This window comes from Azorhizobium sp. AG788, assembly GCF_943371865.1.
Classification (GTDB): domain Bacteria; phylum Pseudomonadota; class Alphaproteobacteria; order Rhizobiales; family Xanthobacteraceae; genus Azorhizobium.
Genome location: NZ_CALRWL010000070.1, coordinates 1 through 20453, shown reverse-complemented (window position 1 = coordinate 20453; position 20453 = coordinate 1). Strand labels below are relative to the sequence as shown.

At 67.2% G+C, this 20453-nt stretch carries 19 protein-coding genes; 13 read left to right on the top strand and 6 right to left on the bottom strand.

All coding sequences use genetic code 11. From position 1 onward, the window contains the following. Positions 1 to 900: autotransporter outer membrane beta-barrel domain-containing protein (locus AAG816_RS25605; protein WP_341992543.1), on the top strand; the 900-nt coding region annotated here is incomplete at its 5' end. Between the two features lie 322 nt (positions 901 to 1222). Continuing rightward, a complete protein-coding gene (locus AAG816_RS25600; RefSeq protein ID WP_341992542.1) occupies positions 1223 to 2161 on the top strand; it encodes a hypothetical protein in 939 nt (312 codons plus the stop codon). A 74-nt stretch (positions 2162 to 2235) separates the two neighbouring features. Here the strand turns inward: AAG816_RS25600 and AAG816_RS25595 are convergent, their stop codons facing one another. Continuing rightward, complete coding sequence (locus AAG816_RS25595) at positions 2236 to 3297, bottom strand: LacI family DNA-binding transcriptional regulator (protein ID WP_341992541.1); 1062 nt, start codon at positions 3295 to 3297, stop codon at positions 2236 to 2238. A 149-nt stretch (positions 3298 to 3446) separates the two neighbouring features. Between AAG816_RS25595 and AAG816_RS25590 the strand changes: the two genes are divergently transcribed. The 5 genes from AAG816_RS25590 to AAG816_RS25570 all read left to right on the top strand — a co-directional run bounded on the left by AAG816_RS25590 (position 3447) and on the right by AAG816_RS25570 (position 9583). Continuing rightward, entirely contained in the window at positions 3447 to 4379 is a 933-nt protein-coding gene (locus AAG816_RS25590; protein WP_341992540.1) for a dihydrodipicolinate synthase family protein, read from the top strand. Positions 4380 to 4543: 164 nt separating this feature from the next. After that, entirely contained in the window at positions 4544 to 5941 is a 1398-nt protein-coding gene (locus AAG816_RS25585) for an MFS transporter (protein ID WP_341992544.1), read from the top strand. Between the two features lie 170 nt (positions 5942 to 6111). Beyond that, positions 6112 to 6765, top strand: coding sequence for a YoaK family protein (locus tag AAG816_RS25580; RefSeq protein WP_341992539.1), 654 nt, complete (start codon positions 6112 to 6114; stop codon positions 6763 to 6765). A gap of 103 nt (positions 6766 to 6868) precedes the next feature. Continuing rightward, positions 6869 to 7648: a deaminase gene (locus tag AAG816_RS25575; protein WP_341992538.1), complete on the top strand. Its 780-nt coding sequence runs from the start codon at positions 6869 to 6871 to the stop codon at positions 7646 to 7648. 237 nt (positions 7649 to 7885) lie between these two features. Next, positions 7886 to 9583 (top strand): HAMP domain-containing methyl-accepting chemotaxis protein, encoded by a 1698-nt coding sequence (locus AAG816_RS25570; RefSeq protein WP_341992537.1) that lies wholly within the window; start codon positions 7886 to 7888, stop codon positions 9581 to 9583. 299 nt (positions 9584 to 9882) lie between these two features. Here the strand turns inward: AAG816_RS25570 and AAG816_RS25565 are convergent, their stop codons facing one another. Further along, on the bottom strand, positions 9883 to 10146 hold the full coding sequence (locus AAG816_RS25565) for a DUF1883 domain-containing protein (RefSeq protein ID WP_341992536.1): 264 nt from the start codon (positions 10144 to 10146) through the stop codon (positions 9883 to 9885). Between the two features lie 233 nt (positions 10147 to 10379). Between AAG816_RS25565 and AAG816_RS25560 the strand changes: the two genes are divergently transcribed. From AAG816_RS25560 to AAG816_RS25540, 5 genes are all read left to right on the top strand, one after another. Further along, a complete protein-coding gene (locus AAG816_RS25560) occupies positions 10380 to 11483 on the top strand; it encodes a nitronate monooxygenase family protein (protein WP_341992535.1) in 1104 nt (367 codons plus the stop codon). Positions 11484 to 11980: 497 nt separating this feature from the next. Next, positions 11981 to 12517 carry a tail fiber protein gene (locus tag AAG816_RS25555; RefSeq protein WP_341992534.1) on the top strand — a complete coding sequence of 179 codons (537 nt, stop codon included), beginning with the start codon at positions 11981 to 11983 and terminating at the stop codon, positions 12515 to 12517. A gap of 12 nt (positions 12518 to 12529) precedes the next feature. Beyond that, the gene (locus tag AAG816_RS25550) at positions 12530 to 13063 is read left to right on the top strand and encodes a tail fiber protein (protein ID WP_341992533.1); all 534 of its coding nucleotides are present in this window, start codon (positions 12530 to 12532) and stop codon (positions 13061 to 13063) included. A gap of 42 nt (positions 13064 to 13105) precedes the next feature. Then, on the top strand, positions 13106 to 13657 hold the full coding sequence (locus AAG816_RS25545; RefSeq protein ID WP_341992532.1) for a tail fiber protein: 552 nt from the start codon (positions 13106 to 13108) through the stop codon (positions 13655 to 13657). Continuing rightward, positions 13629 to 14150 (top strand): GNAT family N-acetyltransferase, encoded by a 522-nt coding sequence (locus AAG816_RS25540; RefSeq protein ID WP_341992531.1) that lies wholly within the window; start codon positions 13629 to 13631, stop codon positions 14148 to 14150. The genes AAG816_RS25545 and AAG816_RS25540 overlap by 29 nt, the downstream gene beginning before the upstream one ends. 31 nt (positions 14151 to 14181) lie before the next feature. Here AAG816_RS25540 and AAG816_RS25535 read toward each other — a convergent pair whose 3' ends face one another. The 4 genes from AAG816_RS25535 to AAG816_RS25520 form a co-directional block, all read right to left on the bottom strand. Then, positions 14182 to 15777 carry an EAL domain-containing protein gene (locus AAG816_RS25535; protein WP_341992530.1) on the bottom strand — a complete coding sequence of 532 codons (1596 nt, stop codon included), beginning with the start codon at positions 15775 to 15777 and terminating at the stop codon, positions 14182 to 14184. Positions 15778 to 15823: 46 nt separating this feature from the next. Then, positions 15824 to 17365 carry a diguanylate cyclase gene (locus AAG816_RS25530; RefSeq protein ID WP_341992529.1) on the bottom strand — a complete coding sequence of 514 codons (1542 nt, stop codon included), beginning with the start codon at positions 17363 to 17365 and terminating at the stop codon, positions 15824 to 15826. Positions 17366 to 17563: 198 nt separating this feature from the next. Continuing rightward, positions 17564 to 18493: a glutaminase gene (locus AAG816_RS25525; protein ID WP_341992528.1), complete on the bottom strand. Its 930-nt coding sequence runs from the start codon at positions 18491 to 18493 to the stop codon at positions 17564 to 17566. Positions 18494 to 18657: 164 nt separating this feature from the next. Beyond that, entirely contained in the window at positions 18658 to 18918 is a 261-nt protein-coding gene (locus AAG816_RS25520; RefSeq protein ID WP_341992527.1) for a hypothetical protein, read from the bottom strand. A gap of 208 nt (positions 18919 to 19126) precedes the next feature. On the opposite strand from AAG816_RS25520, the gene AAG816_RS25515 reads away from it, so the two are divergent. Further along, complete coding sequence (locus tag AAG816_RS25515; RefSeq protein ID WP_341992526.1) at positions 19127 to 20386, top strand: porin; 1260 nt, start codon at positions 19127 to 19129, stop codon at positions 20384 to 20386. Positions 20387 to 20453 lie beyond the last annotated feature (67 nt).

The following is a 20453-nucleotide window of genomic DNA, read 5'->3' as shown; positions in this document are numbered from 1 at the left end:
CGCCTCGGCCAGGCGCTGTCGCCGTCCGCCAGCGCCGCCGGCCCCACCACCGCGGCCCTGGCCCCCGGCCTCACCCCGACCCTGTGGATGCAGGGCTTCGGCGCCTGGGGCAATGCCTGGGGCAATGGCAATGCGGCAACCGTGAGCAGCGACATCGCCGGCGTATTCGCCGGCGCAGACGTGGCCCTGGGCGACAATTGGCGCATCGGCCTCATGGGCGGCTACAGCCGCACCACGCTGGATGTGGAGGCCCGCGCCTCCTCCGGCACCATCGACAATTACGACCTCGCGCTTTATGCGGGCGCCCGCTACGGCGATCTCGGCCTCAAGGCCGGCGTGAGCTACACATGGCACGACGCCGCCATGGGCCGCACCACGGCCTTCACCGGCTATAGCGGCAGCACCACCGGCGGCTATGACGCCAGCACCACCCAGCTGTTCGGCGAGGCGGGATATACCTTCCGCCTCGACGCCGTGGCGCTGCAGCCGTTCGCCGGCCTGGCCTATGTGCATCTGTCCACCGACGGGCTGACCGAGACCGGCTCCAGCTCGGCTTTGGCGGTGACTGTGGCGGGCATGGACACGGTGTTCAGCAGCCTCGGCCTGCGGCTGGGCACCAACCTGACCCTGGCGCCGGGGGTGAGCGTGACGCCCAACCTGAGCCTCGCCTGGCTGCATGCCTTCGGCGACGTGAACCCCGCCGCCACCATGGCCTTCGCCAGCGGCTCGCAGCCGTTCGCGGTGACCGGCGTGCCGCTGGCCCGCGACAGCGCGCTGATCGGCGCCGGCCTCGACTATCGGCTGACTGCAGCCGCCGTGCTCTCGGCCAGCTACAGCGGCCAGTTCGCCGCCGGCCTCCAGGACAATGCGTTCAAGGGCGCGCTCACCATCGCCTTTTGAGCTCGGCGAACCCCGGCTGCGGCGGGCACCTTGCAGATCGCGACCTGCGCCCATCCGCTGCCCGTGGGGCGCTGCTCAATAGCGAACCGTGCGGCCGCGACGCCGGTTCGAGCCACTCTGGCAGCCGGACCGCGGCGGCGCCAGATCTGCGACGGCCAAGCCAATGCGCCAGGGAGGGGGACTGGTCCGTGCTCCGCAGACGCCGGGCCGATCTGCAGCCTGTCTCGCATGCCTTTGATCGGGCTTGCTTTACCCTGGCCGGGGAATTGGCTAGCCATGGCCACTGCACGGAGGACGGGCCTTGGGTGATCGGAACCATGAGTTGGAGCTGGCCGGCGAGGCGAGCCTCACGGCGCGGCTGGCCCTGCATCCGGGCCGCGTTTCCCAGACGTTGGCGGGGTCGCGCTGGGGCGAACTGATCGCCCCCGCGCCGGACGAGTGCGCGCCGCCGATCCCCGGGGCCATGCGCGTGGTCCTGTTCGCCAGCTTCGCGCATGGCTATCTCGCCCTTGACGCCGTGAAAGCCTACGCCCGGGAATTCCCTGGCCGCATTCAAGTGGTCGGCGTCGCCACGGACGATGCCGCGAACCCCGATGCGAAGATCGGCTTGAAGAAGCGCATCTGGAAGTATCTGGACAGCGCGCAGCAGGCGGCGATGGAAGCCGCCCTGGTCGGCGCCACTTTATCCGCCGGGGCCCCGGTGTTCACCGGCGAATTGAAGACCGATGGCTTCCGCCAAGTCTTGCGGGAGGAGTGGCGTCCGGATGCGATCCTCAGTTGTGTCTTAGGCCAAGTCATCGGCCCGCGGATCCTCGCGATGCCCGATTACGGCGTCTACAATTTCCATCCGTCCGATCTTCTGCACGGCCATGGCGCCGGCCCGGCGCCGGATGCCGGGTTTGAGGACCGGTGGGCGCGCACGGTCTGGACCATTCATCAGGTCTCGCCGGAGATCGACACCGGGCCGGTGGTTGCGGTGTCGCCGGACATTGCGGTGCATGAGGCCTCCGGAGCACTGCCCGACAATCATCTGCTCATTTACGACAAGCTGGTCGAGCCTGTCGGCATCATGGCCGCGACGCTGATCCACGCGCTGTGGCAGCGCCATGCGCAGGGCCGGCGGGGATGGCTGGACGCGCTGGATGTGGCCCCCGCCATTCCACCGGCCATGCAGGCCCGCATGTTGGCGCCGATTACCACCCGCGGCCATGATGACCGGCTTCCGCAGTTCGACGCCAGCCTGCTCGCGGCTTTGCGTTAGTCGGCGGCATGTCCTGCGCGCACGGGAGCCCCTTCGGTCGGCAGCACGGCCCCGACACAGGGAGAGGCCGCGGATCAGACCCGCGTCTTCCTGGGCGCCCCGGTGGAGCGGCGCGGAATGAGGGTGGGGGCGGCGATGCGGATGCGTTCGCCGCTGGCATCCGGGCCCTGGGTCATCAGTTCCAGGGCGGATGTGGCGATCTGATCGAACGGGACGCGGACGGAGGTCAGCGGAGTGGACAGCCGGCTGACGACGGGAATGTCGTTATAGCCCACCAGCGAGACGTCGCCGGGCACCGACAGGCCGAGGCGGGCCAGGGTGGAGAGCGCACCGATCGCCGTATTGTCATTGACCGCAAACAGCGCTGACGGCGGCCGCTCAAGGCGCATCAACGCCTCGGCCGCCTCCGAGCCGGAATCGATGCCGAAGGTGGATTCCACAATCAGCGCCGGATCTTCCTCAAGGCCTGCCTCCTGCACCGCCTGGCGATAGCCGGCGAGGCGCCCGCGGCTGCTGGAGGCATAGCTGGGGCCGGCGATGATGCCGATGCGCCGATGCCCGAGATCGAGCAAATGCCGCGTGGCCAGATAGCCGCCGAGGCGGTCGTCGCCCACCGAGGCCAGGCTGCGCCCATCGCTGCGCAAGGCGAGGACATAAGGCACGCCGCGATCGGCCAGCTCCTGGGCAAAGTCGTCGCCCTCCCGTGCGGTCGAGAGCACGAGGCCATCCACGCCCCGCTGCAGCAGCGACAGCGCCGCGGCCCGGTCGGCGCGCGGCGCGTCGTCGGTGGTGGCGACGATGGCGAAGCGGCCGGAGCGGGCACAGGCGCGCGCCAGCGCCTCATAGAGCATGGCCATCACCGTGTCGGTGAGGCGGGGGACGATCACGCCGATGGTGTTGGTCTGCCCCCGCCGCAGGCTGGCGGCCGAGACGTCGCGCACATAGCCCAGATCGCCCGCCACCTGCCGGACGCGCCGGGCGGTGTCGCTTTCGGAGCGCGGCAGGCGTTCGTCCAGAATGCGCGACACCGTGGATTTCGACACACCGGCTGCCGCGGCCACGTCCAGAATGGTGACGCGCCCATGCCGCTCTTGGGTCTCGTCATCGTGAAACACGGTCTGCCTCTCGCTGCGCATCGGGACCATCACTTAACGCTTGACAGGAAAAAGGCACAAGCTCAAATATGGGAACGTTCCCGGAAACGATCCGTCACGATACAGATGAAGGACGGACGACGGGTGCGGGAACGTTCCGAATAACGCTCCTCAAGGGAAGGAAGAGAACCATGGCCATCGACTGGAAGGGGCTGAACCCCGCCCCCGTCACCCTGTTCAAGGACAATGGCGACGTCGATTTCGACGGTAATGCCCGCCTCGCCAAATGGCTGGCCGCAATCCCCGGCGTGAAGAGCCTGGTGATCCTCGGCCATGCGGGCGAGGGCACCTTCCTCACCCATGATGAGCAGCTGGAGCTGATCCGGGTCTATAAGGACGCCACCCCGCTGCCGGTGGTCGCCGGCATCACCGGCGAAGGCACCAAGGTCGCCGAGATCGAGGCGCGCGAGAAGATCGATGCCGGTGCCTCCGGTGCGCTGGTGTATCCGAACCACGGCTGGCTGCGCTTCGGCTATCAGAAGGGCGCGCCGCAGGATCGCTACAAGGCCATCGCCCAGTCGGGCCTGGAATGCATCCTGTTCCAGTATCCGGCCGTGACCAAGGCCAATTACGACCTCGACACCCAGCTTGAAATCGCCGCCCTTCCCGGCGTCACCGCCACCAAGAACGGCGTGCGCGACATGAAGCGCTGGTATGACGAAATTCCCGCGCTCAAGAAGGCGTTCCCGAACCTCGCCATCATGTCCTGCCACGACGAGTGGCTGCTGCCCACCATGTTCGACATCGACGGCCTGCTGGTGGGCTATGGCAACATGGCGCCCGAACTGCTGATCGAATTCCTCAAGGCCGGCAAGGCGCAGGACTACAAGCTCGCGCACAAGTATCACGAGCAGCTCCTGCCCATCACCCGCGCCGTCTATCACCGCGGCTCGCACATGGAGGGCTCGGTCGCCCTCAAGCATGCGCTGCGTGCCCGCGGCCTGATCGACAACGTCAACATCCGCGAGCCGCTGAAGGCCCTCGGCGACGGCGCCGATGCGGAAATCCGCGCCGCCGTGAAGGCCTCTGGCTTGACCGTGATCCAGGACGCCCTCGCGGCCTGATCGGCCGCGAAGCCCCGTTGACCCACGCCAATGGGGCATGCCGCGATCCCGCCTCAGCCAGGGCGGGGTCGCCGGCAGGCCGTGTAACGTTCCCCGGCTGCCTTGCGGGCGGCCGGCAAAAGCAAAAAAGCCAGAATTCGCTCTTGGAGGAGACACTCATGCTTATGCAGGTTCCGCCACGCGGGCTCGCGGGCGGTCGGGAAGCCGCGCCCGCCGCCCTTGATCAGCAAGCCGATATTAGCGCCCGCATCGAACGGCTCCCGGTCACCCGCCGCGTGTTCTGGACCCGGAACATCATTGGCGCGGCGACCTTCTTTGACGGCTACACCGTCATCGCCATCGCCTATGCCATGCCGGTGCTGGTGCGCGAATGGGGGCTGAAGCCCGAGCAGACCGGCCTGATCCTGTCCATGGGCTACCTTGGCCAGCTGATCGGCGCGGTCTTCTTCGGCTGGCTCGCCGAGCGCATCGGGCGCCTCAGCGTGCTCTTGTTCACCATTCTCCTGTTCGTGAGCATGGACGTCGCCTGCCTGTTCGCCTGGGGCGCGGCCTCGATGATGGTCTTCCGCTTCATCCAGGGCATCGGCACCGGCGGCGAGGTGCCGGTGGCCAGCGCCTATATCAATGAATATATCGGCTCGAAGGGGCGCGGGCGCTTCTTCCTGCTCTATGAGGTCATGTTCCTGTTCGGCCTCGTGGGAGCCGGCGTCATCGCCCGCGCCCTGGTGCCGGTCTATGGCTGGCAGGCCATGTTCATCGTCGGGCTGGTGCCGGCGGCGATCCTGATCCCGCTGCGCTTCTTCATGAAGGAATCCCCGCGCTGGCTGGCGGCCAATGGACGTTATGCCGAGGCGGACAAGATCGTCTCCGACCTGGAGCGCAGCGCCGTCGCTCGCGGCCATAAGCTGGCGGAGCCGACGCTGATTCCGGTGAAGGCCAAGGCGCAGTCGGGATGGCGCGAGCTGTTCTCCGGCATTTATCGCCGCCGGACGCTGACCATCTGGTCCATGTGGTTCTGCTCCTATCTGGTGGCCAACGGCATGATCGCCTGGTTGCCCACGCTCTACCGGCAGACCTTCAACCTGCCGCTGGAGACCGCCTTGCTCTATGGTTTGCTCACCTCAGTGGCCGGCGTCGTCGCCTCCATCGGCTGCGCGCTGCTGATCGACAAGGTCGGCCGCAAGCGCTGGTACACCATGGCCTTCCTGGCGGCGCCGCTGCCGCTGATCCTCCTGGCGGTCCTCGGGGCCACCTCGCCCATGCAGGTGCTGATCCTGGCGGGCCTGGCCTATGCCATCGTCCAGACCATCACCTTCTCGCTCTATCTGTATTCGGCGGAGCTTTATCCCACGCGGCTGCGGGCGCTGGGCACGGGGCTGGGCAGCGCCTGGCTGCGGCTGGGCTCCTCGGCCGGTCCCATCGTGGTGGGCACCATCATGGGGGCGGCGGGCATCCAATATGTCTTTGCCGCCTTTGCCGGGGTTCTGGTGGTCGGCGCCATCATCACCATGCTGTTCGCCATTGAGACCAAAGGCCGGGTGCTGGAGGAACTGTCCCCGTAGGGGGACGGCGGATCATGGGCGTGCAACACCCTGCCGGGCGCCCTGCGTCCGGCAGGGTGTTGCGTTCCGCGTCCGGCACCCCCATCCCCTGCGCCGCAGGCCGGCACTGCGGTCATTTGGATCAGGGCCAAGGGGTGCACGGCGCGCGCGCGATGTGCTAGGCGGGCCATGTGCTGCGCTACAATGTCAGATTACGAATCCTCGCCGCCTGCCTGTCGGCCCTGGCCGGATATGTGGATGCCCTGGGCTTCATCGAGCTCGGCGGCTTCTTCGTGTCCTTCATGAGCGGAAACTCAACACGCCTCGGGGTCGGCCTCGAGGGGGTGCGGGAGTCCGCCAACTGGTCCATTGCCGGCGGCCTGATCGGCAGCTTCGTCGCCGGGGTGGTGTTCGGCACGCTGATCGGCCGCTTCGCCTCGCGCCGCCGCCATGTGGTGCTTCTGCTGCTGGTGTCCGGCTTTCTGGCGGCGGCGGCCACCTGCCACGGCTTCGGCCTGCCCATGCCGGCGGTGGCGTTGATGGCCTTTGCCATGGGCATGGAGAACACCGTGTTCGAGCGCGACGGCGAGGTCTCCATCGGGCTGACCTATATGACCGGCACGCTGGTGAAGATGGGCCAGCGCATGGCCATGGCCCTGATGGGCGGGCCGCGCCTGGCCTGGATGGCCTATTTCGGCCTGTGGCTGGGGCTGATCTCCGGCGCCTTCGCCGGCGCGCTGATCTATCCTTATATGGGCCTCGGGGCGCTGTGGTTCGCGGCCATTGCCGCGGCCCTGCTGGCGCTGGCGACCGTGCGCGACAGCGTGACCCCGCACCCGGCCTGAGCGCGGCGCGCCACCTCGCATTTTCACCACGTTTGGCGAGGGCGCGTTCCGTGGGGCGGGTTTGGTCTATGCTGGGCGCGGCGGACCACGGGAGCGCCTTGCCATGCCGGTCAAAGTTCCAAGAAGCGCCTTTTCCTGGTGTCCCACCTGCGAGGGCGCCGGCGTGATCGCCGATGCCCAGGGCGTGATGATCGTGTGCCAGACCTGCAGCGGGCAGGGTCGGCTGAAGGTGCCGGGCGCCGATGCTCCGCCGCCGCGTACGTCCCGGCCGCCGGAGCCGATGGAGACCTTCGATGCCGCCGCCGCCGCCGCGACCCGGCGCCGGCGCGCCACAGCGTCCGAGGCGGCGGCGGGCAAGAAATTGTCGCTGCCGGGCAAGGCGGCCGGCGCTGCGGGCGGCACCGCGGGCGTCACAGCGGGCGTCACGGCGGAGCAGGCGCAAAGCCGACTGGCGCCCCGGCCCACCGCCCATGCGTATTTCATGGGCTTTGCCGCCCATGCGGCCATCCGCTCCAAGGACACCACCAAGGTCGGCGCCGTGCTGGTGGGGCCGGACGGCGAGGTGCGCCTGACCGGCTATAACGGCCCGCCCAAGGGGGTGAAGGACACCCCAGACCGCTTCGAGCGGCCGCGCAAATATCTGTTCTCCAGCCATGCGGAGCAGAATGTCATCGCCTTTGCTGCCCGCCAGGGCATCCGCACTGCCGATTGCACCCTCTATGTGACGCACCATCCCTGCTCGTCCTGCGCCCGCAGCATCATCCAGGCGGGCATCACCTGCGTGGTGGTGGGCGGCGCCGGCTTCGAGGGCGAATGGGGCGAGGAGATCGAGGCGGCGCGGCTGATGTTCGCCGACGCCGGGGTGAAGATCCAGGAAGACTGAGCTGCCGCGGCTGATGTCCTAAAGAAACCCTTGAGGGTGTATTACTGAATAAAAACAACCGGATGAAGACGTGCATCTCGGGCTGCGCGTGCTGGTTCACGCAAGCTTCAGGCAAGCCTCGGCTCATACCTAAGTTTATGTATTAGGTACATCTCCCCCTCTCTCCCCCAAAAAAATGGTGCAGTCGAGATTGCCGTAGCGGCAGGATCGATGCGTTCGTTCTAAGAATAAATGCCCATGTCCTTTAAGAACTGGCCTATCATTGCGAAGCTGGCTTCGCTCATTCTCCTCCTCGGTCTGTGTGCCGTGGGGGGGACGATCCTGGCGTCGAGCCAGATGCGCGAGATCGGGCGGTCCTATGCGGGCCTGCTCACCGGCGACAGCCGCGGCGCCCTGGCGCTGGCTCGGCTGAACCGGAACGTGGCGTGGATCGAGCGGTCGCTGTTTGAAGCCATCACCGCCACCACCGAGGCCGGCAACCGGCTTGCCAATGAAAATGTGAAGTCCGGCATCGATACGTTGCGCAAGCGCGCCAATGACGCCAAGAGCGCCATGCCGGCCCGCGCCGCAGAGGTAGATTCGATCCTGGCGCGGGTCGAGACCGCGGTCAATGTCACCTGCGGTCCGACCCTGAAGCTGGCCCTCGAGGCCACCACGCCCGAGGATAACACCCGCGCCAACAACATGATGCTCAACACCTGCGATCCCGCGCTCCAAGCGATTTCGTTGGAAATCAGCAAGTCGATTGATGTTATGAGTAAGAGCGTGGATGCGAGCATCGACCGCCTGGCGGCGTTCACCGACACCGTCATCGACACCCTTTACGCCGTCATGGCCATCGCGATCCTCGCGGTTCTGCTGCTCGCCTTCCTGGTGGCGCGGTTCGGCATCGTGAAGCCCATCGGCGACATTGTCGCGGTGATGAAGACCTTGGCAACCGGTCAGCTCGACGTGACCGTGCCCAGCACCGAGCGCACCGATGAGGTGGGCGCCATCGCCCAGAGCGTGGAGGTCTTCCGCACGGGGATGGTGGAAGCCGAGGCCCTGCGCAAGGAAGCGGCGAGCCAGGAGCAGCGCGCGGCAGAGCGGGTGCGGCAGGAGCGGCTGGAAATCGCCTCCGCATTCGAAGCCAGCATGGGCGCGCTCGCCGGTGCCTTCACCAAATCCTCCGCCGAGGTCTCGGAAGCCGCGCGCAATCTGGCCTCCACCGCCGAGGAAACCTCGCGGCAGGCGGAAGCGGTCGGCGGTGCGGCGGAAGAGGCCTCCGCCAATGTGCAGACGGTGGCGGCCTCCACCGAGGAGATGACCGCATCGGTGCGCGAGATCGCCTCTCAGGTGTCCCACGCCGCCAGCATCGCCGCCGCTGCCGCCGAGGAGAGCGCGAACACCCAGGCCGAGATCATGGAACTGTCTCAGGCAGCGACGAAGATCAGCGAAGTGGTGATCCTGATCACCAACATCGCCAGCCAGACCAATCTTCTGGCGCTGAATGCGACCATCGAGGCGGCCCGCGCCGGCGAGATGGGCAAAGGGTTTGCGGTGGTGGCCCAGGAGGTGAAGCAACTGGCGGCCCAGACCGCCAAGGCCACCGAGGAGATCGCCGGCAAGGTGTCCGAGATCCAGCAGGCCACCAATCGTTCGGTGACCTCCATCGACCGCATCGTCGGCACCATTTCCAGCATCCGCACCACCTCTTCGGCCATCGCTTCGGCCATCGAGGAGCAGGGCGCGGCGACCCAGGAGATTTCCACCAATACCCAGGAAGCCGCGCGCGGCACCGAGGCGGTGAGCGAGAATATCTCCGGCGTCAGCCGGGCGGCGGAGATGACCGGAGCGGCGTCCACGCAATTGATGTCGCTATCCGGCGCCCTGTCGGGCCAGGCGCAGCAACTGCAACTGGAAGTGGACCGGGTGGTGCAGAACCTGCGCAGCTGATCCGGATCGGCAGCGATACCCCGCCCGCACACGCTGCAGGGCCCGGTGCATTCCGCACCGGGCCCTGTTCCGTTCTGCCGCCGTGGCGCATGGCCTGCGGTCACCTTTGCGCAAGCCATGCAGGCTATGATTGTAATCGGGGCCAGTTCTCGCGATGCCCCGGAGGCCGTTGCCATGCTCGATCTGGATCCGGAGCCGCTGATCGGTACCTTGGGCGAGTAAGCCCGAAGGACCATCTGCACCCGTTCGCTGCCTTGGACAAAACGACGTGCACCGTTCAGCGTGCGCTGAGAGAGCGATTACTTGCGCATGACGCGAATGTCGTAGCGCAGTTCCACCGCCCGATCCCCCACGTCAATGACCACGTTCCACATGCCGGCCCCCGGCGCCTGGAAGCGGGTGGGGAATTTGGTGAAGTGGCCGCCGTGATACTGGAATTTCTCGCCGCGGCGATAGCGGCCATAATCCGTATTGCTCATGAGCATGACGTTGCACTGGTGCGAGCAGTTCACCACGAGAACGTCGCCGAGCCGCAACTCCTCGGTCGCATGAATGTGAGACATATCCGTCCTCTGCACCAAATGCGGCAAGGATTGCGCAGGCGCTGGGCGCTGTCGAGGGGGCTGCGCAAAAAGCCAGCGGCGCGCCGCCGCCCCGGCTGTCCGATGCCTCAGGGGAATGCGCCGGTGTCGGGGAGAAAGCCGCGTGCCAGCGCCCGATTTTCTTGATTTCGATGTTCGACCCGCCCGGATCGGCCTTATGGTCGCGCCGCCATCGTCATTCGGGAGAAAACGCCATGTCCCCCTGGCCCGATCGCCGCATCCTTGATCTGTTCGGCATCACGCTGCCGATCCTCCAGGGGCCGCTGGCGGGCGTCGGCACGCCGGAACTGGCCATTGCGGTCAGCGAGGCCGGCGGCCTTGGCGGGCTGGCCTGTGCCATGCTCAGCGTGACGCAGGTGCGCGCGGCCCTGGACCAGATCCGCGCGGCGACGGCGCGGCCGGTCAATCTCAATTTCTTCTGCCATCAGGCGCCCCCCGCGGATCCGGCAACAGCCGAACGCTGGGCCGCGCGGCTGCGGCCCTATTACCAGGAGATGGGGCTGCCGCTGGAGGTGCCGCCGCCGGTGGCCGGGCGGGCGCCGTTCGATGCGGATTTCTGTGCGGTCGTGGAAGACTACCGGCCGGCGGTGGTGAGCTTCCATTTCGGCCTGCCGGAGCCGGATCTGCTGGCGCGGGTGAAGGCCGCCGGAGCCAAGGTGATTGCCGCCGCCACCACCGTGGCGGAGGCGCGCTGGCTGGAGGCGCGCGGCTGCGACGCCATAATCGCCATGGGGGCGGAAGCCGGCGGGCATCGCGGCACCTTCCTGGCGCAAGACGTGACCGGGGCCATGGCCAGCCAGGTGGGCACCTTCGCCTTGGTGCCGCAGGTGGCGGATGCGGTGGCCGTGCCGGTGATCGCCGCCGGCGGCGTGGCCGATGCCCGCGGCGTGGTGGCGGCGCTGGCGCTGGGGGCGTCGGCGGTGCAGATCGGCACCGCTTATATGTTCAGCCCCGAGGCCAGGCCCGCCCCGTTGCACCGGGCGGCGCTGGAAAGCGCGGGCGATGACAATACGGTGCTGACCAATCTGTTCACCGGCCGCCCGGCGCGGGGGCTGGTGAACCGGCTGATCCGGGAGATGGGTCCGCTCAGCAGCGATGCGCCGGCCTTCCCCATGGCCGGCAGCGGCCTGGCGCCGTTGCGGGCGCGGGCGGAGGCGGCGGGCGCAGGGGATTTCACCAATCTGTGGGCGGGGCAGGCGGCGCGCCTCGCCCCGCATCTGCCCGCCGGCGAACTGACCCGGCGGCTGGCGGATGAGGCGCTGGCGCGCATGGGTGCCGGACGGCGCGGGCCGGAATGATCGCGACGCCGCGACCGGGGATCTGATCCCTCCCATATCGGCCGGCCGAACCGCATCCCATCTGCGGCCAGCACCGTGAGGACAGGCCGGTCATGGCCGGTGTGCTTGCGGCTGGCGCGGGCGCGTCCACATGTCGATCGGTACTCCGGCGGCGCAAGTATGCATCTGCTCATCCCAGAGGTCCGCTGACCGCGGTCCCGGCGCACGGAGACCGGAAAATCGGACATTTATTGCTTGCAATACAACTTATGATTTATTTTTGCGTATAGCGCGCGCCTCTATTGCATATCGGAAAGTGACCGGCTAGCTTTTTACCAAGCATTGGTTGCAGAAGAAGAAGTGGCGGGGCGAAACGTCTGTTGCGTGCCGTCGTGCAGCAAAAGGCACGCATTGCGGTACAAAAATGCAATCGATGATCGCAAGACGATTGATCTCAGATCCTCATTGTGTGCGGCTGGTTCGCCTTTTCGCATGCCGAAATCTGGAGGAGATGCGCGATGGCAGATCCATATTTGGGTGAAATACGGCTGGTTGCCTTCAACATGACGGTGCGCGGGTGGGCCGACTGCGACGGGCAAAGCCTGAAAGTCACCCAATATCAGGCGCTGTATGCCTTGCTGGGAAACCGGTTCGGCGGCGACGGCAGGACGACCTTCCAGCTGCCGGACCTGCGCGGCCGGACGCCGCTCCACGTGTCACTGGCCCTGGCGCTGGGCACCGCCGGCGGTGTGGAGGCGGTCACGCTCACCCTGGACCAGATGCCGAACCACACCCACACCTTTGCCGTGTCCACTGCGGCGGCGACGGCACCGGGCGTGGCGAAAGGCTTTTATGCGGCGCCCGGTCCTTATTCCGCCACCAGCGGCCCCACCAAGCTCTATGCGGCGCCGAAAGCGGCGGCCGACGTGGTGCCATTCGCTTCCGAATGCCTGGAGCCGGCGGGCGGCAGCCAGGCGCATTCCAACATGCAGCCCTATCTTGCCCTGAAATATATCATCGCGGTGCAGGGAATTTATCCACCCCGGCCAAATTGACGGAGGGCGCCGATGGATGCCTATCTCGGAGAAGTCCGCCCCTTCGCAGGCCATTCGGAGCCGGCGGGCTGGGCCTATTGCGACGGTCGCAAGCTGAAGATCTCAGAGCATGAGCCGCTGTTTTCGTTGATCGGCAACGTCTATGGCGGCGATGGCGTGAACGACTTCGCCTTGCCGAACCTCGCCGGGCGCGTGCCCATCGGCGCGGGGCACCGTCCCGGCGGGTCGGCCCACGCGCTCGGTGCGCGGGGCGGGGACGACACGGTCGCGTTGCAGACCTCCCATATCCCCGCCCATATCCACAGGTTGCAGGCCACCACGCTGGATGCCACCGACAACCTGCCCAGCACTGAGCGTCTGCTCGCCAAGACGGTGCCCGAGGTGCATGCCTATAACGACCTGACGCAGCCGGGCTCGGGCAATGCCACGTTCGCGGCCGCCGCCATCGGGTCCACCGGCGCGGGTGCAGCGCATGCCAACGTCATGCCGAGCCTGGTCATCACCTACATCATCTGCCTCAACGGGCTTTATCCGCAGCCGGGCTGATCTTCAGTCCGGAGACAACGCCAGACACGGGAGGGGCGGATCATGAATGACACGGACTTCATCGGCGAGATCAGGTATTTCGCCTTCGACTTCGTGCCCGAAGGCTGGTTGCGCTGCGACGGCAGCGAGCTGCGGATCGCCGAGTATCAGGCGCTGGCGGCGGTGATCGGCATTGCCTTCGGCGGCGATGGGCGCAACACCTTCAAACTGCCGGACCTGCGCGGGCGAGCGGCCATCGACGAAATGGCGCTGCATGTGCCGCCTTACATGCGCGGCCAGGTCTATGGCCTGGACACGGTGACGCTCCTGGAGAAGGAGCTGCCGCCGCACACCCACCAGATGGTGCGCCCCGGCGGGGGCAAGCCGTTTGGGAAGAAGGTCAGCGCGCCCGGTGCCACGACCTCGCCGGGCTCTCTGGCCCTGGCGGACGAGAGCGTCGTGAAGGGCCTGATCAATACGGGCGCCCCGAACACGCAACTGCTCTCCGCCGCGGTCACACGGGTCGGCGCCGGCCAACCGCACACCAATCTCCAGCCCTATCAGGTGTTCAGCGCCGGGATTTGCCATGATGGTGTCTACCCCTCGCCCCAGTGATGGGGCGGCGGGGGCGGCGGGCAGGCTGCGGCTGCGCCCGCAGACGCCCGAGGATGCCGGCTTCCTGCGCCTGCTGTTCGGTGAAGGCCGGCGCGCGGAAATGGCCGCGGCCGGCTGGCCGGAGGCCATGGCGGCGGCATTCCTGGATGATCAGTTCCGGCTCCAGAGCGCCCACTACGCGCGGGCCCATCCCGATGCGGACTTCCGCATCGCCGAGCGCGCCGGCCGGCCGGTGGGGCGCCTCGCGGTGGACTGGGGCGGGGACGGGGCAGGCACCGGCGTGCATGTGATCGACATCGCCCTGCGCGCCGCCGTTCAGGGCCGAGGCATCGGCACCGGCCTGCTGCGGCAAGTGATTGCGGCGGCGGGCGCACGGCCGGTGACGCTCCAGGTGGTGCGCGGCGCCCGCGCGGCGGGGCTCTATGCCCGGCTGGGCTTTGTCGCCTGCGGTCCGGCGGGTGGGGTGCACGAGACCTTGCGCCGGGTACCCTGACACGCCGGGTGCCCTGACATCGCTCAGATGCTCAGGCGGCGACCACACCATATGTGGCGAGGAAGGTCAGCACTTCGTCCCCGCGCATGGGCTTGGCGTACAGATAGCCCTGGCCGAAGTCGCAGCCGATGGAGGCCAGATAGGCCCCTTCGGCGGCTTCCTCGATGCCTTCGGCGGTGGTGGCGATGCCCAGGCTCTTGCTCATGGCCAGGACGCCGATGATCAGGTTCTTGGACTGCGTATCGGAATTCATCGAGCGCACGAAGGATTTGTCGATCTTCAGCTTGGTCACCGGAAAGCTGCGCAGATTCTGCAAGCTGGAATAGCCGGTGCCGAAATCGTCCAGCGCCACGTCGATGCCGGCGGTGCGGAACGAGGTGAGGATGGATTTGGCGGTGTTGACGTCATTCACCAGCCCGCTTTCGGTGATCTCGATCTCCAGCCGCTGCGCCGGGAAGCCCGCCGTGCGCAGGGCGCGGTAGATCTGGTCCGGCAGCGAGGCTTCCTTGAGCTGGATCGGCGAGAGATTGACCGCGATCTTCAGATGCGCCGGCCATTTGTTGGCATCCAGGCACGCCTGGCGCAAAATCAAGGTGGTGAGCTGGCCGATCAGCCCGGCCTCTTCCGCCACCGGAATGAAGGCCTCCGGCGAGATATGGCCGCGCACCGGGTGGTTCCAGCGCGCCAGCACCTCGAACCCGGCCACCGTCCCGTCGGCGAGGCGGATCAGCGGCTGGTAGAACGGCACGATGCCGCCGGAGGCGATCGCCGCATGCAGGTCCCGCTGCAGGCGCAGAGCCTGCTTCAGTTCCCGGTCCATGGCATGTTCGAAGAAGCGATAGGTGCCGGGATTGGCCTTGGCCCGATAGAGCGCGGCCTCGGCGGAGCGCATCAGCTCCATCTCCTCGGCGCCATTGTCCGGCGACACGGCAATGCCGATGGTGGCGCCGAGCCGCGCGTCGAGGCCGTTGAGCTGGTAGGGCGCGGAAATCCGCACGATGACCTGATGGGCGAGCTTGCCGAGGGTTTCGATGCTGGCGGGGCGGGGGAGCAGCGCGAGGAATTCCTCGCCGCCCAGGCGCGCGGTGATCGCATCCGCCGGCAGCGTCGCCTTGATGCGGTTGGCCACTTCCACCAGCACCAGATCGCCCATGGAGTGGCCGTGCAGATCGTTCACCGCCCGGAAGCGGTCCACATCGATCAGGAACAAGGCCGAATGGGCGCCGCTGGTGGGCGCGGCGGACAGGCGCTTGCGCAACTGCTCGCGCAGGATGCGGCGGTTGGCAAGGCCGGTGAGCGGGTCGTGGCGGGCCAGAGCATCGGCTTCCTCGCGCGCCTTGAGCACCGCCACCCGCGCCTTGTCCAGGCGCCGCATCAGCCGGAACAGCAGCAGGGCCGGGCCGATCTGGCTGAGGGTGGCGAAGGCGACGGCGGTGATGATGAAGCGCCAGCGCGCGGCGGCGTCGCTCCCTGTTTCCAGGGAGATGCCGAAACTGGGCAGCACCCGTTGCTGCAGGAAGAACTCCCACGACGTGGAGGTGATGCCCATGATGAGGAACGTCGCCAGCAGCGTCAGGATCACTGACACCGGCGTCACCAGCGGCTCGGCACTCCCGTGCTTGCTCACCTGCTCCTCCTTGGCGCGTTACGCGCGCCCCGTGCTTGGATCACGCTCACCCTGCCGCCGCCACCGACCGCAGGGCGTGGTCCGGCACCGGCTCCCGTACCACGGTATTGCGCCCGCTCTTCTTGGCCAGATACAGCGCGGCGTCCGCGGCGCGGATCAGGTCGGCTGATGTGGTGTGCTCGCCGGGCACAAGGGATGCCGCGCCGATGCTGACGGTGCCCCGCAGCAACCGTCCGGCGGTGTCCTCGGCGGTGGTCACCTCGACGGCGGCGCGAATCCGCTCGCCGATCTCCATCATGCCGGCCGCGTCGGTATCGGGCAGGATCACCGCGAACTCCTCCCCCCCATAGCGGGCCACCAGGTCTCCCGGCCGGGTGACGGTGGCCGCCATGCTGCCGGCAATGGCGATCAGCAGTTCGTCGCCCACCCAATGCCCGTATTTGTCATTGAAGGCCTTGAAGCGGTCCACGTCCACCATCAAGAGGCCCAGCGGCGCGCGGACGCGCACGGCGCGGCGCCATTCCCGATCCAGATAGGCATCGAACTGCCGGCGGTTGGCGATCCCGGTCAGCGCGTCCACCGTGGCCAGCCGGCAGAGTTCCGCTTCGGCCCGCGCCCGCCGCAGCAGTTCGCGGCGGAACAAGGTGGTGAGGGTGATGATGGCGATGCAGGACAGCGCGGTAATGGTGACCATGCTCACCGCGCGCCGGTTCCATTCGCGATAGATGCCGCGGACATTCTGCGAGACGCTGACCACCAGCGGCATGTCGGCCACCCGGCCATGGATATAGCGGCGCTTCTGGCCATCGGTGGGGCTGATGGCGTCAAAGCTGGCGCCGCCGTCCTTCAGGAAGTTCTGGTAGACCGGGCTGTTGAAGCGGTCGACGCCGATGTCGAAATTCCGGCCGTCGCCGCGGTTGCGCATCAGCACCACGCCGTCGGTCCGCAGCAGTGTCACTTGGCCATCGGAGCCGAGATGGGTGGAATCCAGTAATTCCCGCAGGTAGGACAGTTTCATGATGGCCATGACGATGCCGTCGAAGCGCCCATCCGGCAGCGAGCGCCGCAAGCTGATGGCGACACTGGGCGCCGCATCGGTGCCACGGCTGATGAACGGCCGGCTGATGTAGATCTCGGCGGTCGCATGGTCCTGCTGCTTGGTGAAGTAGTCGCGGTCGGCCACACCGACCGGCGGCAGAAGATCGCTGGAGGTGGACCCCACGATGTTGCCCATGGCGTCCACGACCGCCATCGCCCCGTGATATTTGGTGCGCTCGGCGCGGTTCATCAGCAGGCGGCGGCGCTCGTCTTCCGGCATGGCCATGATGGCCGGACTCATCAGCGCGTCGCGCAGATCTTCCAGCGCGGCCTCGATGGATTCGAGATTGTTGCCCACCTGGCTGGACACGAAGGTGCGCACATTGTCAGCGGCGCTGGCGGCGGCGCGGGTGGCATCCTGATGCGACAGGTAAAGGGTGATGCCGGTGGAAATCGTGATCGCACTCACCGCTGCCAGCCCGATCACGGTCAGCCAGCGTGACAGGGCGAGCGCCCGGCTCACTTCCTGCGATTGCGCTGTTTCGCCCATCCTACCCCGCTCCCTGGCCCAGACCCTGATCCGTCTCCCGTCGTTGAATGCGGGAGTTGCCCGCCACGCTGGACTGGCAGCAGGCGGGTCCGCATGCGCGTCGTTCGCGTCGGAGGCACATCTAACCACAATCGGGGGCTTTGCTTGTCCCGGCCTTGCATTCTGGGGTCGCAGACGCGCCGTTACCCGGGTGCGACATCAGCCCGCAAACACTGACCAGCGCATGGCTTTGGCCAGATGCTCCAGGGCCAGCGAGCCGAGCACCGAATTGCCGTGCCGATCCAGCCCCGGCGACCACACCGCGATGGAGGCCTTGCCCGGGGCGATGGCCAAAATGCCGCCGCCCACTCCGCTCTTGCCCGGCAGGCCGACCCGGAAGGCAAAGTCGCCCGAGCCGTCATAATGGCCGCAGGTGAGCATCAAAGCGGCGATGCGGCGGGCGCGCTCCTCCGAGACCACCGAGGGGCCGCCGGGGGACAGGCGGCCGGAAAAGGCCAGATAGCGGCCGGCGAGGGCCAGCTGCTCGCAGCTCATGGCGATGGCGCATTGGTGGAAATAGACCCCCAGCACATGGTCCACCGGATGCTGGAGCACGCCGAAGGCGCGCATGTAATTGGCCAAGGCGGTGTTGAGGAAGCCGGTCTCCTTCTCGGAGCGGGCCACATCCTCATCCATGCTCACGCCCTCGTCGCCGCTGACAAAGCGGATGAAGCGCAGGATGGACCCCAGCGCCTCGCGCGGCTGGTGGCCGGAGAGCATGGCATCGGCCACCGCGATGGCGCCGGCATTGATGAACGGATTGCGCGGAATGCCGTGCTCATGTTCCAGCTGGACGATGGAATTGAACGGATTGCCGGACGGCTCCTTGCCGACCCGCTTCCACAATTCATCGCCGATCTGCCCCAGGGCCAGGGTCAGGGTGAACACCTTGGAGATGGACTGGATGGAAAACGGCACCGTGGCGTCGCCGGCCAGGATCACCGCGCCGTCGGGGGTGGTGACGGCGATGCCGAACTGGTCGATGGGCACGCCGGCCAGCTTGGGAATGTAGCTGGCCACCGTGCCGCGCTCGGCGCGGGCGGACATCTCTGCGGCGATCTCGCCGACAACGGTTTCAAGATGAGCCAACCTGTCCCCCCGGACCGCACTGTGTCGATCCGGCGACTATAGAGGCAATGTCCGCTGCGGCGCCATGGGGCGATGCTGCATTGCACGCGTGCGCCGCATGCGCAGCTTGGCCCGCGCGTCCGGTGGGCGCCGCGGCGGCGTGCGGCGGCCGTGCCCGTGCCGCCTTAGCGCTCGGGGCGGTCCCGGCGCGGGGTGACGTCCACGGCGGTGACGTCGATGACGACATTACGCCCGCTGGAGCGCTGCATGGTGACCGAGCCGCGGCCGAACAGCAGCAGATACAGCCCGCCGGCCACCACCACCACGGCGATGAAGATGCCGGCCGCCATCAGCAGGCTGCCCAGCACCGTGAACACCAGAACGGCGACCACCGCAGCCACCACCAGCGCGGCCAGACCGCGGAACAAGCTCAACAGGCGCGTCATCTCTCCCTCTCCTGACTGGCGCGCCGGACTGCCCCAAGGGGAGCGCCCGCGCGCCGGAAAACTCGCAACTTTGAAGATCCTGACACGGCAACTGGTTTTTTTGGCGGCGGTCTTGCGCGCGTGTCCACAGTGGCACAAAAAAACCCGGCCGACCCTGGTTTTTCAAGATGATATATTGTATCAATCAGGCCGATTCTGGAGGGCTGTGATGCGGAAAGTGGCAGTATTGGCAGGGCTTGCGCTGATGGCGACGCCTTTTGGCGGCGCCGGTGCGGCGGATCTTCCCACCAAGGCGCAGGGGGCCAGCTATGTGCGCCAGTGCACCGCCTTCGGCCAGGGATTTTATTACATTCCCGGCACCGACACGTGCCTGCGCATCGGCGGCTATCTGTGGGGTGAAGGCTATTACAACACCTATACGGATTATCCCGCCGTCAACAACAAGACCTATTCCATCGCCACCTACGGCATGATCGTGGATGCGCGCACCGAGACCGAATACGGCACCCTGCGTTCCTATTTCGACGGCCGCTTCCGCTGGCGCACCTCGGACGCCTGGTCGGACGGGCCGAACGGCGCCGAGGTCGAGGTATGGAACGCTTATATCCAGTTCGCCGGCTTCACCTTCGGCCACGCGCAGTCGTTCTTTGACTTCTATGCCAATGCCAATGTGCTGGGCACCGATCCGGCCACCATCGGCGACGACACCCGCCTGAACCTCATCGCCTATACCGCCGAATTCGCCGAGGGGTGGTCCGCGACCGTGGCGCTGGAAGATGCCAGCGACCGCACCAGCGGCATCCTGCCCCAGGATCCGGCCTTCCCCGATGCCCTGAGCAATTACCAGGGCGGCACGCAGGTGCCGGACGTGGTGGCCAATCTGAAAGCGGAAGGCAAATGGGGATCGGCCCAGCTCTCCGGCGCCGCGCATCAGGTGCGCAGCCTCAACCTGGTGAACCAGTTCGACACCACCGACCGCTGGGGCTACGCGCTCCAGGCCGGGCTGATGGTCAACCTGCCCATGCTGGGGGAGGGCGATAATCTCTATCTCCAGACGGCCTATGCCAATGGCGCCATGTCCTATCTCGGCTTGCAGGACCCCAGCGGCGCCTACACCGTGCCGGACGCCTATCTGGGCGCCACCGGCCTGTCGCTGGTGTCCGGCTGGAACGTGACCGCGCAATTCCTGCACAATTGGAATGACAAGTGGAGCACGGCGCTGTTCGGCGGCTATGCGGCGTTCGACGTCAATGACGGCGCGGCGCAGATCGCCTACGGCGCCAGCGGCGGGCGCAACTACAATGCCGGCCTCAATCTGGCCTGGACGCCGGTGGCCAACCTGACCATCGCCGTGCAGTATGACTACACGGTGTTCGAGGCCAATAATTACGTGGCGACCGACTATTCGCCCGCGCTCGCCACCACCAAGGCCCACCGCGGCCTGCTGTTCGTGGCCCGCAACTTCTGACGTCCGCGCCCGCGGAGCCCGGCACAAAAACGAACGGCGGGGATACGGCAACACCGTATCCCCGCCG